Source organism: Candidatus Roseilinea sp. NK_OTU-006, assembly GCF_012931985.1.
GTDB lineage: Bacteria > Chloroflexota > Anaerolineae > J036 > Brachytrichaceae > JAAFGM01.
The window spans coordinates 38,569-55,805 of the sequence record NZ_JAAFGM010000009.1 but is presented as its reverse complement, the minus strand read 5'-3'; the positions used below and the strand labels follow the sequence as shown (position 1 = coordinate 55,805).

The 17,237-nt window shown below is 64.1% G+C and carries 12 protein-coding genes; 7 read left to right on the top strand and 5 right to left on the bottom strand.

What is annotated here, in order from left to right; translation table 11 throughout:
* Positions 1 to 21: 21 nt before the first annotated feature.
* From GXH28_RS07160 to GXH28_RS16065, 4 genes are all read left to right on the top strand, one after another.
* Positions 22 to 1,275, top strand: a complete 1,254-nt coding sequence (locus tag GXH28_RS07160; RefSeq protein ID WP_169238333.1) for a glycosyltransferase — start codon at positions 22 to 24, stop codon at positions 1,273 to 1,275.
* Positions 1,272 to 3,116, top strand: coding sequence for a glucosyl-3-phosphoglycerate synthase (locus GXH28_RS07155; protein WP_169238332.1), 1,845 nt, complete (start codon positions 1,272 to 1,274; stop codon positions 3,114 to 3,116). Before GXH28_RS07160 ends, GXH28_RS07155 begins: the two co-directional genes overlap by 4 nt.
* Positions 3,113 to 3,721, top strand: a complete 609-nt coding sequence (locus GXH28_RS07150) for a histidine phosphatase family protein (RefSeq protein WP_169238331.1) — start codon at positions 3,113 to 3,115, stop codon at positions 3,719 to 3,721. The genes GXH28_RS07155 and GXH28_RS07150 overlap by 4 nt, the downstream gene beginning before the upstream one ends.
* Positions 3,722 to 3,805: 84 nt before the next feature.
* Positions 3,806 to 4,090 carry a penicillin-binding transpeptidase domain-containing protein gene (locus GXH28_RS16065; protein WP_169238385.1) on the top strand — a complete coding sequence of 95 codons (285 nt, stop codon included), beginning with the start codon at positions 3,806 to 3,808 and terminating at the stop codon, positions 4,088 to 4,090.
* A 234-nt stretch (positions 4,091 to 4,324) separates the two neighbouring features.
* On the opposite strand, the gene GXH28_RS07140 is transcribed toward GXH28_RS16065, so the two are convergent.
* Positions 4,325 to 9,040: a S8 family serine peptidase gene (locus GXH28_RS07140; RefSeq protein WP_169238330.1), complete on the bottom strand. Its 4,716-nt coding sequence runs from the start codon at positions 9,038 to 9,040 to the stop codon at positions 4,325 to 4,327.
* 289 nt (positions 9,041 to 9,329) lie between these two features.
* Positions 9,330 to 10,514, bottom strand: a complete 1,185-nt coding sequence (locus tag GXH28_RS07135; RefSeq protein WP_169238329.1) for a glycosyltransferase family 4 protein — start codon at positions 10,512 to 10,514, stop codon at positions 9,330 to 9,332.
* A gap of 58 nt (positions 10,515 to 10,572) precedes the next feature.
* On the opposite strand from GXH28_RS07135, the gene GXH28_RS07130 reads away from it, so the two are divergent.
* The gene (locus GXH28_RS07130; protein ID WP_169238328.1) at positions 10,573 to 11,973 is read left to right on the top strand and encodes a PQQ-dependent sugar dehydrogenase; all 1,401 of its coding nucleotides are present in this window, start codon (positions 10,573 to 10,575) and stop codon (positions 11,971 to 11,973) included.
* Between the two features lie 3 nt (positions 11,974 to 11,976).
* On the opposite strand, the gene GXH28_RS07125 is transcribed toward GXH28_RS07130, so the two are convergent.
* Positions 11,977 to 12,987 carry an ornithine carbamoyltransferase gene (locus tag GXH28_RS07125; RefSeq protein ID WP_169238327.1) on the bottom strand — a complete coding sequence of 337 codons (1,011 nt, stop codon included), beginning with the start codon at positions 12,985 to 12,987 and terminating at the stop codon, positions 11,977 to 11,979.
* Between the two features lie 97 nt (positions 12,988 to 13,084).
* Here GXH28_RS07125 and GXH28_RS07120 point away from each other — a divergent pair, with 97 nt between their 5' ends.
* Positions 13,085 to 14,020 (top strand): PAC2 family protein, encoded by a 936-nt coding sequence (locus tag GXH28_RS07120; protein ID WP_169238326.1) that lies wholly within the window; start codon positions 13,085 to 13,087, stop codon positions 14,018 to 14,020.
* Between the two features lie 325 nt (positions 14,021 to 14,345).
* Here GXH28_RS07120 and GXH28_RS07115 read toward each other — a convergent pair whose 3' ends face one another.
* Both GXH28_RS07115 and GXH28_RS07110 read right to left on the bottom strand, forming a co-directional pair.
* Positions 14,346 to 14,846 carry a glutathione peroxidase gene (locus GXH28_RS07115; protein WP_169238325.1) on the bottom strand — a complete coding sequence of 167 codons (501 nt, stop codon included), beginning with the start codon at positions 14,844 to 14,846 and terminating at the stop codon, positions 14,346 to 14,348.
* A 35-nt stretch (positions 14,847 to 14,881) separates the two neighbouring features.
* Positions 14,882 to 16,303 carry an AAA family ATPase gene (locus GXH28_RS07110; protein WP_169238324.1) on the bottom strand — a complete coding sequence of 474 codons (1,422 nt, stop codon included), beginning with the start codon at positions 16,301 to 16,303 and terminating at the stop codon, positions 14,882 to 14,884.
* Here GXH28_RS07110 and GXH28_RS07105 point away from each other — a divergent pair.
* On the top strand, positions 16,302 to 17,222 hold the full coding sequence (locus tag GXH28_RS07105) for an amidohydrolase family protein (RefSeq protein ID WP_240550255.1): 921 nt from the start codon (positions 16,302 to 16,304) through the stop codon (positions 17,220 to 17,222). The genes GXH28_RS07110 and GXH28_RS07105 overlap by 2 nt on opposite strands.
* Positions 17,223 to 17,237: the final 15 nt, after the last annotated feature.

Sequence of the window (17,237 nt, the reverse complement as noted above, 5' to 3'; positions counted from 1 at the left end):
CAAACGGCTTTCGCGCTCCATATGCCTGTTTCCCGACGCATTGCCCTGTTGCATTACACCGCGCCACCCGTGGTAGGCGGCGTGGAAAGCGTGATCGCGCACCAAGCGCGCTGCCTGGGCGCCCTCGGGCATGCGGTGCGCATCATCGCCGCGCGCGGCGCACAAACCGATCCCCAGGTGTGCTTCGTCCCCTTCCCGCTGGCCGATTCGCGCCACCCTCAGGTGCTTCACGTGAAAGCACAATTGGACTGCGGCCAGGTGACCGAGGCGTTTGAGAGGCTGCGCCTCACCATCAAGGAGGCGCTGGCGCGCGTCTTGGCTGATCTGGACGTAGTCATCGCCCATAACGTTGGTTCGCTCCACAAAAACCTCGCCCTCACCGCTGCGCTGCACGACCTTTTCGCGTCTGATGATGCCCTGGCCCGCCCACGCCTGATCCTATGGCATCACGACCTCGCCTGGGCCACGCCGCGCTATCGTGCAGAACTACACGATGGCTATCCCTGGAACCTGCTGCGGACTGCCTGGCGCAACGTCCGACACGTGGCGATCTCAGAGCTGCGGCGCAAGGAGCTGGCCAGCTTAACGGGAATTGCCGCAGCGACGGTCAGCGTGATCCCGAACGGCCTCGACCTCGCGCGCTTCCACAAACTGGAAGCGCGCACGCGCGTCCTTGCGGAGCGCATACGACTCACCCAAGCCGATCTCATCCTCCTGCTACCGGTGCGGGTGACGCCGCGTAAGAACATCGAATTGGCGCTAGAGGTGTTGGCCGAGCTGAGGCGCTCCTTCCGCCGTCCCATCCTCATCATCACCGGCCCACTCGGCCCGCACAACGCCAAGAACGCCGACTACTTTGCCCTGCTCAAACAACGCCGCGCTGCGCTGGCACTTGAGGACAATGCTTATTTCCTGGCCGAAATGTACGATCACTTTTTACCGGACGAGCTCATCACCGACCTCTACCGGCTGGCCGATGCGCTGTTCTTGCCCAGTCGCGAAGAGGGATTCGGGCTACCCATGTTGGAAGCAGCGATCAGTCGTTTGCCGATCTTCTGCAGTGATCTCGCTCCACTGCGCGACCTGGGGGGCGACTACGCTTACTACTTCTCGCCCGACGCCGCCCCCGGTCTACTTGCCGACGCAATCACCGAACGACTGCGCAACGATGCTGCCTTCCAACATGCCAGCCGCACACGCCGTCAGTTTACATGGGCGCATGTGTGCGCCGAGCACATTGCCCCGCTGATAGAAGCTGTCTGCGCTGACGAATGAACAGAAAATCGCTCTTTGCCTCGCTCCGCCGCATCCTCGTGCCGGTGATTCACGGCTGCGACGACAGCGCCGCCTTTGCCCTCGCCCAGGCACTCGCCCCAGAAGTGGTGCTGGTGGGCATCGTCCATCTGCCCGACACAGAAGCCCTGAGCGCCGGTGCCGGTAAAGCCCAGGCATTGCGCAAACGCCTGCGCCAACTTGGCCGCGGCAAACAAGTGCGCGCCCGGTCTCAGGTGATCGTGAGCCGCGATCCCTGGCCGGAGCTTCAGCGCGTCATTCAGTCTGAAGGGCCTGACCTGATGCTGCTGGATTACCCCACGCAACTGGTCCGGCTCGGAGTGTCGGCCGATGCAGTGCTCAACCACTCACCCTGCGACATCGGCCTGGTGCGCGGGCCGCTGAGGTCACATGCGCATGTGTTGGTGCCGGTGCGCGGCGGTCCTTCCGCCGAGCTGGCCCTGCGCATTGGCCTCAATCTCTCCCCTAACGAACTGAACGCGCTACACATCCAACTGCGGGGGAGCAGCGAAGCCAACGCCCCCTTCCGCGCCCTCGAACGCGTGCTTCAGCACATGCCGGAAGTCAAGCTTCACGCAGCGCTCACCGACGACACCATCAAGACCATCGTGGACCATGCCCAGCAAACCCAGGCGGACCTGATTATCCTCGGGGCGTCCGCACGTGCTGCGCATGCCGGCCCAGGGTTAGGCCCGGTGGCCGAACAGGTGTTAGCGCACGCCCAAGCCGCGGTTTTGGTCGTTAAGGCGCGCCGTCCCACGCCGGCGTCGTTTGCCGATGAGCGGGTGGGCGCCGGGGCTATCTCGTTGCTGGTGGATAAATGGTTCGCCCAAAACACCTTCCAGGCCGACGAATTTGCCGACCTCGACCAACTGATGGAGCTGAAGCAGGCTCAGGGCGTCACCATCAGCCTCGCCCTGCCCGCCTTAAACGAAGAAGCTACGGTCGGACACATCATCCACACCATCAAACAGGCATTGGTGGATCGCACGCCGCTGCTGGATGAGATCGTGCTGATTGACTCCAACTCCACCGATCGCACGCGTCAGATCGCTCACCAAGCCGGCATCCCCGTCTATGTGCATCAGGAACTGCTGCCGGCATACGGCGCACGCCCCGGCAAGGGGGAGGCGCTGTGGAAGAGCCTGTTCGTCACGCGCGGCGACCTGCTCATCTGGATTGACACAGACATCGCCAACATCCACCCACGCTTTGTGTATGGCATCATCGGGCCGATGCTCCTCAACCGCGACATCCAATTCGTCAAAGGCTTTTACCGTCGGCCGCTCCGCGTGGGCGACAAGCTCCAGGCCAGCGGCGGCGGACGCGTGACTGAGCTGACTGCCCGCCCGCTCCTCAATCTGTTCTATCCCGAGCTCTCCGGGGTGATCCAGCCCCTGTCAGGCGAATATGGCGGCCGACGCAGCGCTCTTGAACGATGCACGTTCACCTCCGGCTACGGCGTAGAAACCAGCCTGCTGATTGAGATTTACGAGTTGTTCGGACTGTCCGCCATCGCCCAGGTGGACCTGCTCGAGCGCATCCACCACAACCAGACGCTTGAAGCGCTCAGCAAGATGTCATTCGCCATCATCCAAACAGTCATGCGCAAGCTGGAACGACACTACGAGCGGTCCTTCATCGCGGACGTCAACAAAACGATGAAGCTGATCCGCTATGGGCCAGGAGGATATTATCTTGACATCGAAGAGATCGCCGAACTGGAACGCCCACCGATGATCGAGATTCCCGAATATCGAGCCCGCCGCGATGGCCAGACACCTTCCCCCTCCAACACGGGCTATCGCGCCGAAGCCCCATGACCGCAGCACACCTCTGGCTCATCCGCCACGGCCAAACCGATTGGAACCTGCAAGGACGCTGGCAAGGCCAGACGCCCCATGCGCCGCCACTCAACACAACCGGCCTCGCTCAGGCACACGCCTTGGCTACAACACTTGCCCAGCAAGCCGCACATACCCCCTTCCGGGCCATTTACAGCAGCGACCTCGCCCGCGCCCATCAAACGGCGGCCATCCTCGCCGCCCGGTTGGGGTTAGGCGTGCGATGCGACCCCCGCCTGCGCGAAGTCAACCTCGGCGCCTGGGAAGGGATGCTCGGCGAAGATGTGGCACGGCTCTACCCAGAGATGTTGGACGAGCGCAGGCGAAACCCGGCCCACGCCCGACCACCATGTGGAGAAACTGTGCTTGAGCTGGCCACCCGCATGAGTCAGGCGCTGACCGACATCGCAAACGCCCACCCGGACGAAAACGTGATCATCGTCTCACACGGTCTAGCCATCGCTGCTGCGCGATGTATCACCCATGGCATCCCCCTAGCGCAGATCTTTGACCATCTGCCCGACCACGCCATCCCGCACTGCGTCACGTGGCGTTGCCAATGTAGGCACGCGTGCATCGCGTGACGTTATTGCCGAGCGACCGGTGGCCACGGGCCAACATATCACCCTCACCATTACCCCGACCCTCCGACGCGTCGTGCAAGACCTATCGGGCAATCGGCGCGGGGCCGTCGTGGTGCTGCGCGCCGACGACGCGGCTGTGCTCGCTATGGCCAGCGCCCCCTCTTCTCATCCACCCAACTTGCCGAGCAGATCATTCAAAGCGGCACCTTGCTCAATTGCGTCACACAGGGCCAATACCCGCCTGGCTCGACCTTCAAGATGGCAACATTAGCCGCCAGCGTAGAGGAAGGCAAGACCACCCTTGCCGAGATCTTCCGCGCTCCGGGCTTCTGGGATGGATATGGCACAGAATATCGCAAGCTGTGCTAGTTGCGCAGCGGCCACGGACGGATCGGCTTAACGGGCGGCCTCACTGCGTCCTGCAGCGTGGTGTTTTATGAGCTTGGCAAGCGACTCCACGCCATTCTCCCAACGACGCACTCCCCCGCTTGTTGCCGTTCTCCGTCGCGACCTTGCAGGCGATGCCGAAAACAAAGCGAGGCGCTTCTCCGATGAAGCGCCTCGCCGGGGAAGACGAACACAGTGGATGTAGCTCGCGCCTGATCAGCGTCGTACGATAGGCAGATAGACGAGGCCCACCGGCACGACTTCTGTTGTAAGCGCATAGCCGCCGGGGTTCACCGCCTCGTCGCCTAGGAAGAGCGACGCCGTCGCAGTGATCACGCCGCTGATGATGGTGGGCTTGACCGTGTATTGCACGGTGTGCGATGTGCCGGCCGTCAAGTTGCCGTTCCAGACGATGGTGTTGGCCTCGGCAGCGTCAACCGCGACGGGCCCAAATCTGGGCGCGCTGCTTGGCGACAAAGCGGAGAAGGGCGTGGCGAGCGGCGTGCCGCCGATGGCGCTGCCACCCACATATGCGCTGTTAGCCGGAATCGGCAGCACGAGCAAAATCCCCGTGGCGTTGCCTGGCCCGGCGTTCGAGACAGTGAACGTGTAGGTGATCAGGCCGTTGGCGCTCACCACGTTAGAGGAGTGGACGAACGCGCTGAGGTTCAGGCCGGTGGTGGTGACATTTTGCGTAAACGTCACGAGCCGAGACGTGGACAGCGGGCCGGCCAGCGCAAATACCGTGCCGTTGCCTGCGGTGAGCGGTGCCGTGAGTGTGGTGGTCACGCCGCCGCTGGCGTCGGTCGTGCCGCTGTTGCTGCCCAGCGTGCCGGCGCTGGCCAGCAGCGTCACGCCGAGGCCGCTGAACGGCGCGCCGTATTGGTCGAACACCCGTGCGACGACTTGGGCGCTGGCGCTGCCGTCGGCCGGCAGTGTCGTCGGCGACACGCTCAGCGTAAGCTGCACCGGCGTGGGCAGTACGTTCACCGTCGCCGGTGCATTAGCAGTTGCGGTGAAAACGCTGGAGGCCGTCCAGAAAGCCAGGTTGGTGACGGTCTGGGTGGCCACTTGGCTGATGGTGAGGCCCGCCGCGACGGTGTTGATGCTTGCGCCGGGTGTGAGCGTGTAGGTGAAACTGTTCAAGATCACCCCGAGCACCGTGTCGGTCAGTGTGTGATGGGTGAACGTGAGGTCGCCGGTGTTTTGGATGCTGTAGCAGTAGTACACCGGGGTGCCATAGGTGACGGTGATTGCCGACGTGGTGGCGCACACGCCCGGCGTCGTGCCGACCGTCTTCGTGATCAGAATGGACGGCGAGGAGACGTTCACCCGCGCCAGGCTGGCACTAAAGGCGGGGTAATCCGTGCCCGGGTCTGCGTCTGCGTAGGCAGTCCATTCGGCAGTATTCACTACTGTTTGGGTGGCCACTTGGCTGATGGTGAGGCCCGCCGCGACGGTGTTGATGCTTGCGCCGGGTGTGAGCGTGTAGGTGAACGAGGCCAGGATTGTGCCCAGCACGTCGTCTGTCAGATAGTGATCGGTCAAGGTGATGTTGCCGGTGTTTTGCACGGTGTAGCAGTAATACACCGTCGTGCCATAGGTGACGGTGATTGCCGACGTGGTGGCGCACACGCCCGGCGTCGTGCCGACCGTCTTCGTAATTATGATGCTGGGTAGTCCAAGCGTGATGACGTCGGCCTCGCGCCCCCATTGCGCGTCGCGGTACAGCAACAGAATGCCGAGCTGCGACGGCGAATCGAGATCATTGAAGGGGAGTGGCGTGATGGTCAGCGTGCTGCTGCTGCCTATTGGCACCGGATTGGGGGCAAGACCGGTTGATGTCGCGCGCGGGAAGGCCGGGTTCACCCGCATAACGCTCGTGGAAAAGTCAGTCAGGTCGCCGGTGAAGTAGTTGTCGAAGGCGAGCACGTAGAAGTCGAAAGGCGTCCACGCGCTCGGGTTGGCGGCATTTAGCCCGATCGCGCTGGCCGGGATGGTCATGATCACGTTGCCGGAGTTGAAGTCGGCGTCGGTGTAGAAGAAGCCTTGGAATGGGCCGCTCGGCAACGGGCCAACGTAGGTGAGGTTCAGGCCGGTTGCCCCGAAGCCGTTCTGCTCCGCGTTGAAGATCACGTAATCATCCTCGCCGTCGAGGTCGGCGTCAATGTAGATATCGAACTCGGCGGGGTAGTTGGGGTGCGCGCGCGGCTGCCACGTGTTGATGGCGAACTGCACGCCAAATTGCCCACTGCCGATGCTTACGGCGCGCACGCCGATATAACGCAGGTCTATGACTGCTTGGTTGTCGCCGCGGCCGGGCAATGCGCTATCCGGATAGTCCTTGGGGTTGATGTCGGTGAGGATGAAGGGATTGACGCGGCCGCTGCGCGCGCCTTGGGGATTTGCCAGCGTCGCAACGATATCCGCTGTCGTTGTCACTATGGCCGAGGTGATGGTCGGCGTCACGACGCCGGCAGCGCGGTGCGGCAGAATATGCCAGGGCAGGCTCACGGTGTCGGTCACATCGCCGACCAGCACGTAGCCGTCAAATTCAACGTTGCGCAGCAGCGCACCGTCGCCCAGGCCGCTAGGTGGGAAGTTCCAGATCGGCAGCGCTCCGGCGTTCACCGTCCAGGTGATATCGAAGGTGGCGCTGCTATTGGCCGACACACTGATAGTTGGCTGGACGGAAGGAGTGATGGCGCCGCTCAGTGTGTCGCTCAGGTAGCGGAATGTAGGCGTGATGACATACTCGCGGTCAACGCTGCTGTAATTCCGCACGAGCACGGTGCGGCTGAAGGTGTATGTGCCGGTCAGTAAGCGGTGATAGCCCAGCGATAGGCTGACGCCGTCGGTGTAGCGCTCGCTGCTGAGGATTTGCGGATTGGCGGCCCAGAGCGCCGTGGTGCTGCTTAGGGCGCGATCGGCGCGCACTTCGCCGCCGCCGATGCGCGTGATCTCGGCCAGCAAGCCGGGCTGAGAGACAGGATTAATGTAAACCTCGCGCTCGGCGTTGTTCATCAGCCGCGCTTTCACTTCTGCAGGCGTCAAGCCAGGCTCGGCCGAAAGCAACAGCGCGGCAGCGCCGGCCACCATCGGCGCGGCACCCGATGTGCCGCCGAACGCCTCCGTGCCGGTACCGCTGCCGGCGACCGCCGAGACCGAAGCGCCCGGCGCGCCGATGTCAGGCTTGATCCCGCTGAAACTATAGTTTGGCCCGCGCGAGGACGAGGCCACCATGCTGCCGACGAGCGGAATGCTGATCAACGGCGAGACGGTCACGTTGACGGTCGTGGTGGGCAACTGGCTTTTCATCAAATCGCCCTCGTTCTTGCGGATGATGAGCGTCTCGGTCATGTTGCTGCCGCCGCCAAACGAGAAGGTGGGCGGGTCGCCGGAGACACTGTTCGCTATCAACACGCCGATGGCGCCGGAGATCACTGCGCGATCCACCTTCAGGCTGACGGCGCACAGGCCGCGATCAATCAACGCGACCTTGCCGGCCGGATTGTCCAGATAGGGATCGGCCGGCCCCCAACTGCCCGCCGGGCAGCCGCGACCGACGTAGGCCACATCGCCGGTGAAGCCGTTGACAATGGGCGCCCAGCTCACCGTCGCCGTGTTTGAGTATGAGCCGGCGATGGTGATCGGCGAGTTGATCACCAGCGGGAAGGTCCGCGCGCTGGGCACCTGCGTCTGGGCCACCGCGATCACCTCTGGCGTAGAGGACGGCGAGCCGACGATGTAAGGGCGGTCAGCGCTGTTGCCGGCGGAGGCAACCACAACTACCCCGGCGCGCGTGGCGTTGGCGGCCGCCTCGCTCAGGTCATCCTCCTTCTGGCCATAGGATGCGCCCAGGGACATGTTGATGATGTCAACCGCATCGTCGGTGCTGGGATTGCCATCGGGGTCCAGCGCGAAGTCCATGCCCTGCAACAGGGCGATGCCGTTGCAAGACGAGGCCACAGCGCTGCACACCTTGACGGCATACAGCTTGGCGCCGGGCGCTACGCCGCGATGGGTGTCGCTGATGTTTTGGCCGGCGATGATGTCGGCCACGTGTGTGCCGTGCCCCCCATAGTCAATAGGGTTGGGGTCTGGCGCCAGCGCCGTGGCGTAGGTCGGCCATAGTTCGCCGACGAAGTCGTAGCCGCCGATCACCTTCTCGGTCGGGAAGCCGGTTTGAGCCGTGACTGTAGTGTTGCGCGTGTCAGTGATGCTCGTGCCCCAGGCGTTTGTGTAAGCTGCTGCTGTGCCGGGGCCGCCCAGATTGGCATGGGTGTAGTCAATGCCGCTGTCGAGCACGGCGATGGTCACACCGGTGCCGGTGACGTTAAGCGTGTTGTGCACAAAGCCGGCGCCGATATACGGCACGGTCTCACTGAGGTCGAGTTCGTAGTTGCGCACCGGCCGCACGGATTTCACACCCGGCAGCTTCGCCAGCTCGCGCGCCTGGGCTGGGTCAATCTTGACCACCACGGCGTTGAGCGCACGGCTGAGGCGCGCCAGCTCAACGGCGCCGAGCTTAGATGCCTCGCGCATGAAGGCGAGCTGGGCGCTGCGCAACTGGCGCGCGTAGTTGGCGCGCTCGTCCGCATTCGGCTTGAGCCCACGCGGGCCAAGCGGGGTAACCGCATACACCGCCAGGGGCGGGGCGGCGAGTTGCACGACAAATTCGCCGGTGCTGGGGCGCGCCGGCTGTCCGCTGGCCGAGATAGGGCCGCGCTCGGCCGGCGCTCCGGCATCCGGCAGCGTGAGGCTTTGTGCGTCTGCCTCGACCGATGCTGCCGTGCGTTGCGCCGGCGGCCTCGAGCGTTCAGGCTGGCCGATAGTCTGCGCGATCACGCCGCGTTGAAGCGCAGCGGAAGTCGCGTCCGGCGCTGCCGACTTGGCGGACGCGCTCGGCGTTGTAAGGGGGGTCGCGAGCACCAACGCAATGAGTGCGCTACGCAGCCGATGGAGAGAACGACAAGTTCGGCTTGAAGGGGGCACGTTTATTCTCCTACCTGCTAGAGTTGCTTGCGCGCGATTCTACTGCAAAGCGCCTGGCTGCGCCGACAGCCGCCAGGGCAGTTCAGCGACCTGACCGACTCCATCATCGCCATGTCAAACCGCGTGTTCATCCCAATTGCGCAGTCGGCGCCGTGGGGAGGCGATCAGGCGCTTGTGTTGTCGCGCCCCAGGGGGCTAAGGCGCGCGTGGCTGGCCTCGATGCGCGTCATGCCGTTGGCCTCAGCAGCGATTGATACACAGCCTGCGTCGCCTGCGCCGTCACGGCCCAGGTGAACTTCGCGGCTTGCTTCGGCCCGCGCGCTTGCAAATCGCGGCGCAACGCTTCGTCGGTCAAGATGTGCTGCAGCGCGCGTGCCCACTCGGCGACATCCAGCGGTGGGATGAGCACCGCAGCATCGCCGCAAATCTCCGGCAGCGAAGCGGCGTTCGACGAGACGACGGGCGCGCCGCAGGCCATCGCCTCCAACGGCGGGAAGCCGAAGCCTTCGTAAACCGAAGGGAAGGCCATCACCCGCGCCAGCGAGTAGATCGCAACTAAGTCATCGTCCTCGACGGTGGTCAAGAAGCGCACCCGGCCGGTCAGCCCCAGCGAGTGCACGGCGCGGTAGGTGGACTCGTGCAGCCAGCCCTGCTTGCCCACCACGATCACCTCCTCGGCCAGGCCGTCGTCCTGCTCGCGCAGCGCCTTGAAGGCCTCGAACAGCGTGACCAGGTTCTTGCGCGGCTCGACCGTGCCGACGGCCAGGATGAACTTGTCCCCCAGGCGATACCGCTCCCTGACCGCTTGCAATGTCTTCGCATCTGTCACGCGCCGGAAGCGCGGATGCACCCCCTCGTAGATCACGTGCATCTTCTCCTCCGGCGCGCCGTAGACCTGCATCGCGTCGCGCCGGGTGTGCTCGCTGACGCAGATGATCGCGTCGGCCCGCTTGAGGAACAGCGGCATGGCCAGGGTGAGAAATATCCGGTTGCGCGGCAGGTGGTAATGGGGGAAGAACTTGAAGATCAGGTCGTGCAGCGTGAAGACGGTCTTGATGCGCTTGAAGCGCGGCAGCAGGTGTTCGGTGGCATGGAAGAGCGCCGGCGGCGGCAATCGCTCGCGCGTGTTGGCGATCGTCCGCGCAAACAGGTTGTCCTGTGAGAGGTTGAACATTTGCGCAATCAATGCGCGCAGTCGCCACGGGTATGGCCGCTGTGGCGTGGCGATGCAAGTGAGGGACTGGATCAACTTGCTTGGCGCGGCGTTGCGCGCGTCGTGATAGAAGGCAACGTATTCGTCGCTCGGCTGCTTGATGCCCGGCGGCAGCGCCAGCGCCGCGATCAACTCTTCGGCATAGCGGCCCAATCCGGCTTTGTGATGCACGGCAGGCGATGCGTCTATGACGATCATGTGCGCGGACTATACCCGCGATCACGTGGCTTGCTCAGTTTGTCGTAAGATGCACAGCATGGCATCCTCGATTCGTCTCATCGCCGCGTTGAGCATGGCGGCGATGCTTACGGCATGCGGCGCGCCGGCGCCGTCGCAATCCGATGTGCCCACCCCAACGATTCGACCGACGCCGCTGCCAGCCGATTCCCCCAAGCCCTTGCGCGACGACATCCGCATCCGCAAAGTCGCCGAAGTCGGCCCAGGCATGATCCGGCTGGTCAGAGATCCCGGCTCGAACGACCTGTACTACCTCAGCCCGCAGGGCGATGTGTTCTATCTCTCGCCTCAGCCCGATCGCGAGACGCGCGGCGCGCTGGCCTACAGCCGCAGCGAGATCGGCGGCGCACCATACGCATTGGGGCTGGCGTTCGGGCCGGACCGCACGCTCTACGTGGTCGGCAACGAAGGCGAAGGCCCACGCAACCGATGCATTGTCCGCAAAGGGGTCATCAGCGGCAGCGGGCGCACATGGTCCACGCTCGTCCGAACCGAGTGGTACGAGAAGAGCAACACCCAGTACGACCATCTGTGCAACGGGATCGTGGTCAGCCCGGACGGCAAATCTGTGTATTTCAACAGCGGCTCGCGCACCGACCACGGCGAGGTGCAGACGGCCGAGGGCGCCTTCCCCGGCCTGCGCGAGGTTCCGCTGACCGCAGCGGTCTTCCGCGTGCCGACAAACGCGCAAGACCTGGTGCTGCCGAACGACCAAGCCAAGCTGAAAGCGGGCGGGTATCTGTTCGCCGACGGCCTGCGCAACGCCTTCGACCTGGCCTTCAACGCGGCCGGCGACCTGATCGCCGTGGACAACGGGCCGGACGCAAATTACCCCGACGAGCTGAACTGGCTGCGCCAAGGCCGGCATTACGGCTTTCCCTGGCGATTCGGCGCCGAGGACAATCCACAGCAGTTCGCCGACTACGACCCAACCGAAGACAAGCGGCTGAGCTGGGACTTCGTCGCCGTGCAGACGAAGCTGTATCAGAACGACCCGACCTTCCCCAAGCCGCCGGCGCCGTTCACCGACCCAATCCTCAACTTCGGGCCGGACGCCGACCAGTTCCAGGATGCCGACGGCGAGGTGCGCGACGCGAGCGACCTCGGCAGGCCGCTGGCCGGCTTGACCATGCACCGCTCGCCGCTGGGGCTGACATTCGACGTCGAGAACCGGCTGAGCGGCGATTTCAAAGGCGCCGGCTTTTTGCTGAGCTGGGGGGCAGCCGGCGGCCCGCAGACCGACCGCGGCCAGGACCTGCTCCTGATCCGGCTGACCAAGACCGGCGACGCCTATCGCATGAGCGCGACGCAGATCGTCACCGGTTTTCAAAACCCGATAGACAGCGCGCTGATCGGCAACACGCTCTACGTGCTCGACTACGGCGGCCAAGGCGCGATCTGGGAGATCGGCCTGCCGTGAGCGTCACCGATCTGCCAGCGTCGCGACCATCACCGCCTTGATCGTGTGCATGCGATTCTCGGCCTGGTCGAAGACGATGGAACGCTCGGACTCGAACACCTCCTCGGTCACCTCCATGCCGTCGTGGCCAAAGCCGAATTTCTCGGCTACCTGGCGGCCGATCTTCGTCTCGGCGTTGTGGAAGGCCGGCAGGCAGTGCATGAACTTGGCGTCGGGGTTGCCGGTCATCTGCATGACGGCGGCGTTGACCTGATAGGGCTTGAGCAGCGCGATGCGCTCGGCCCAGGCGGCGTCCGGCTCGCCCATCGAGACCCACACGTCGGTGTGCACAAAGTCAACACCGCGCACGCCCTCGGCCACATCTTCGGTCAGCGTAAGGCGCGCGCCGGTCTGCGCAGCGATGGCGCGGCAGCGCTCGACCAGCCGCGCGTCCGGCCAGAGCGACTGCGGTGCGCAGATGCGCACGTCCATGCCCATCAGGCAACCGCCGGCCATCAGCGAGTTGCCCATGTTGTAACGTGCGTCGCCCAAGTAGCAATACGCCACCTCGCCCAGCGGCTTATCGCAATGCTCCATCATCGTGAGCATGTCGGCCAGCAGTTGGGTGGGGTGGCACGCGTTGGTCAAGCCGTTGTAGACCGGCACGCCGGCGTAGGTTGCCAGCGTCTCGATGACTTCTTGGCCAAAGCCGCGATACGCAATCGCATCGTACATGCGGCCCAGCACGCGCGCCGTGTCCTTAATGGATTCCTTATGGCCGATCTGCGAGCCGGTTGGCCCAAGGTAGGTTGTGTGGGCGCCCTGGTCGTAGGCGGCCACCTCGAACGCGCAGCGCGTGCGCGTGGAGTCCTTCTCGAAAATCAAGGCGATGTTCTTGCCGACCAGGCGCTGTTGTTCGCGACCGGCGCGCTTGGCTGCCTTCAGCTCGCGCGAGAGGTCGAGCAGATAATGCAGCTCTTCGGGGGTGAAATCCAGCTCTTTGAGGAAGGATCGGTTGTGCAGGTTGACGGTCATCGCTGTCCTCTATCCCAGCGTTCATAATTATGTTCGACCTTAGAGAAAGGGGAATGCGCCAAGATAGTTCTAACCTTTAAGTGTAGAGTTTAGGTCTATGGCAGACCAACTCGAACTGTTTGAAAAGCCGCAAGCCGACGAAGTATATATGATCGCCGGCTGGCGACAGTGGGCCGATGCCGGCAATGTGTCGTCGGGCCTGCCACAATATCTCATCACGAAGCTCGGCGCGCGGAAAATCGGCAGGATCAAGCCCGACGGCTTTTATCTCTTCCAGACGCCCGTCTCGCAGTTCCTTTTCCGGCCCCACTTCAAGTTCGAAGAAGGCTATCGCAAGGAGGTCATCTTCCACCGCAACGAAGCCTTCTACTGGGAAAGCGGATGGGAGGGCGGACGGCGCGGCCTGGTGATCTTCCTGGGCGATGAGCCGCACATGAACGTTGAGCGCTACGCCGAGGCGTTCTTCGACCTAGCCAGCGCATTTAACGTCCGGCGCATCGCTGCCGTTGGCGGCGTATATGCTCTGGTGCCATTCAACAAGCATCGCACCTTCTCCGTCACCTATGCCTTGCCGCGCATGAAAGAAGAGCTGGCCGAGTATGCCGTCAGCTTCTCGAACTACGAAGGCGGCGTGAGCATCGGCTCGTACCTGGAGGACCACGCGGAGCGCGTGGGTCAGGAATACTTCGCCATGTATGCCCTCGTGCCCGCCTACGACTTCTCCCAGTTCACGTATCGCGAGCCAACGCCGCCGTTCACCGTTGAGAACGATTACCAAGCCTGGCACGACGCGATGATCCGGCTGAACTCCATGTTCAAGCTGGGCATAGATCTGACCGAGCTGGCGGAGAAGAGCGCGGAGGCCACCGCGCAGATGCGCGAGGCAATCGAGAAGCTGGCGCGCCAACTTCCCCATGCGCCGATCAAAGAATGGCTGGCTAAGCTGGAGGCCGACTTTGTCGAGATGCCCTTCACGAAGCTGGCCGACGTGTGGGAGGATGCGTTGGGCGACATCTTCAAGGACAACGATTAAAGCCCGCCCGTCGCCGGGCCGATTATCGGCGACGGTGTCTTCGGTCGCGCATCGCGTTGGCGGTTTGCCACTTAGTTCGCAGGAGGACAAATTCCCAACCTTAAATCCCGCGCCGGCATGTCCACTGTGCAGTCCGGCCGGCGCACGACATTCCGCTGGGATGTCGCGCGCAGCGCCGGCTGTCTTAATCTGAACGTCAGCAACGGCGATGAAGGGGGCTGCCGGCTGGGGGGAAGCGTCGGGTGTTCTCGGCCACCACACCCCGGCACCACGAAGGCAGCCGAGAGGCGCGCCGGCGGTCGGCGTTACCCTACACCCGCAGTCGCTACGGCCTCGGCGTGGCCAGCGCCGCTTCGATGGCCTGCACCAGCTCCTCGGCGTCGGGGCCGGTGCGCGGCTTGAAGCGCGCCAGCACCCGGCCGTCCCGCCCCACGAGGAACTTCTCGAAGTTCCAGGCGATGTTCTCCGGCGGGATGGCCTGCGTGAGCTTCTCATACAATGGTGCACGATTCGGACCGTTCACCTCGATCTTGTTGAAGACGGGGAAGCTCACGTTGTAGCGCGTGCTGCAGAAGGTTAGGATTTCCTCCATCGTTCCCGGCTCCTGGCCGCCGAACTGGTTGCACGGGAAGGCCAGCACGGTGAAGCCGCGATCGCGGTATTTCTCGTATAACGCTTGCAGGCCGGCGTATTGGGGCGTGTAACCGCACTGGCTGGCCACGTTCACGATCAGCAACACGTCACCGGCAAAATCGCGCAGCGACTTGACCGTGTTCTCCGGCGTGACGACGGTTTCATCCAGGATGTTGGCTGCTTGGGTGCTCATCGGGCGGAATTATCGCTCAGCGCTGCGCAACGGGGTCATCGCTCACGCTTCATGCGTTCGATCTCCTCATGGCTGAGCATCGGCGCCTCACGCCCTTCGATGCCCAATGCCCGGCGCTGCGCTTCGCGCCAGCGCGCCAGCCGCTCGGCGACGATGCGCTCGTAGCCCTGATCGCTCGGTGTGTAGAACGTCAGTCCGGCGATCTCGCGCGGCAGGTAGTTCTGCGGCGTCCAGTGCCCTTCGAACTCATGCGGGTAGAGATAGCCCCGGCCGTGCCCCAGACCGCGCGCGTCGCGGTTGGCGTCCTTCAGGTGATCGGGCACCTCGCCGGCGCCTTCGGCCTCAATCTGCGCGCGGGCGCGGAAGTAATGCGTGGCGGTGTTGCTCTTCGGCGCGGTGGCCAGGTACAACGTCGCCTCAACCAGCGGATACATGCCCTCCGGCATGCCCACGTAGTCCAGCGACTGCGCTGCCGCAGCCGCCACGACCAAACCCATCGGGTCCGCCAGGCCGACGTCCTCGCTGGCCAGGATCAGCAGCCGGCGCATGACGAAGCGCGGGTCTTCGCCCGCGTAGAGCATCTTGGCCAGCCAGTACAGTGCGGCGTCTGGGTCGCTGCCGCGCACGCTCTTGATGAACGCGCTGATGGTGTCGTAGTGCGCGTCGCCTTCCTTGTCGTAGAGCACGGCGCGCCGTTGGATGCTCTCCTGCGCCACGGCCAGGTCAATGTGAATCACGCCTGCAGCGTCGGGCGGCGTGGACTCGACCGCCAACTCCAGCGCGTTCAGCGCATTACGCGCGTCGCCGCCGGCCACGCGAGCGAGATGGCGCAGTGCATCCTCGTCCACGCATACCTGAGGCCGGCCGTCCGGCGTGCGGCGATTGCCGTAGCCGCGCTCGGGGTCACTCAGCGCCGTGCGCAGAATAGTGATGATTTGCGCCTCGGTCAGCGGGCGAAGCATGAACAGGCGCGAGCGCGAGATCAGTGCGCTGTTCACCTCGAAGTAGGGGTTCTCGGTCGTCGCGCCGATCAGCACGATCGTGCCGTCCTCCACGTGGGGCAGCAGCGCGTCCTGTTGGCTCTTGTTGAAGCGATGGATCTCGTCCACCAGCAGGATGGTGCGCTGGCGGTGTAGCTTGCGACGCTCCTTAGCGTCCTGCACCACGCGGCGGATGTCGGCCACGCCGGCCATCACCGCGTTCAGCGTCTCGAAGTGCGAGCGCGTGCGGTTGGCGATGATGCGCGCGAGCGTGGTCTTGCCAGTGCCGGGCGGTCCCCACAAGATGATCGAGCTGAACAACCGGTCGGCCTCGATTGCGCGGCGCAGCAGCTTGCCCGGCCCGACGATCTCCTCCTGACCGACGAACTCATCCAGCGCGCGCGGCCGCATGCGCGCCGCCAGCGGCGCTTCCACCTTGTCGAACTCGGCCTGGGCATAGTCGAAAAGGTCGGGCATGCCGAGCATCATAACAGCTTGGGTTGATTTTGCGCCGTCGGTCAATCGGCGCTATCTTCCCCACATGCCGAACTTCCCAATCGTTGACACTCACGTGCATCTGTGGAACCCGCGCCGCTTCCGTATGGATTGGCTGGCGGGGATGGACTTGCTCGCCCGAACCTACGGGTTGGAGGAATACGCCGAGCATACCCAGGGCATCGAGATCGAAGCAATGGTCTACCTCGAAGTGGACGTCGCGCCGAGCTACCGATTGCTCGAGGCGCAATGGGTGAGCGCGCTGGCCGAACGCGAGCCGCGGCTGCGCGGGATCGTGGCCAGCGCGCCGGTGGAAGATGGCGACTGCGTCCGCAGCTACCTTGACGCGCTGAAGGCGCTCGGCCCGCGCGTCAAGGGCGTGCGCCGGCTGTTGCAGGCCGAACGCGATGACGCTTTCGCGCTGCGCCCCGACTTCGTGCGCGGCGTTCAGGCGTTGGCCGATTACGGCTTCTCGTTCGACATTTGCATCGTGCATCGCCAACTGCCGGCGGCCATCGGCCTAGTGGAACGCTGTCCCAACGTCCGCTTCATCCTCGATCACATCGCCAAGCCGGACATCAAGGCCGGCCTGCGCGATCCTTGGCAGGCGCACATCCGGGCGCTGGCAGCGCTGCCCAATGTCGTCTGCAAGATCAGCGGGATGGTCACCGAGGCCGACCACGCGCGCTGGACGACCGATGACCTGCGGCCGTATTTCGAGGCGGTCTTCGACGCCTTCGGCGAGGACCGCGTGATGTTCGGCGGCGATTGGCCGGTGGTGCTGCTGGCGTCGAGCTACGCGCGGTGGGTGCAGACCGTGGATGAGCTGACATCCGGTCTCAGCGAGGCGGCCAAACGCAAGCTGTGGGCCGAAAATGCCAAGCGCGTCTACCGGCTGTGAAGCCTTGAAGGCCAG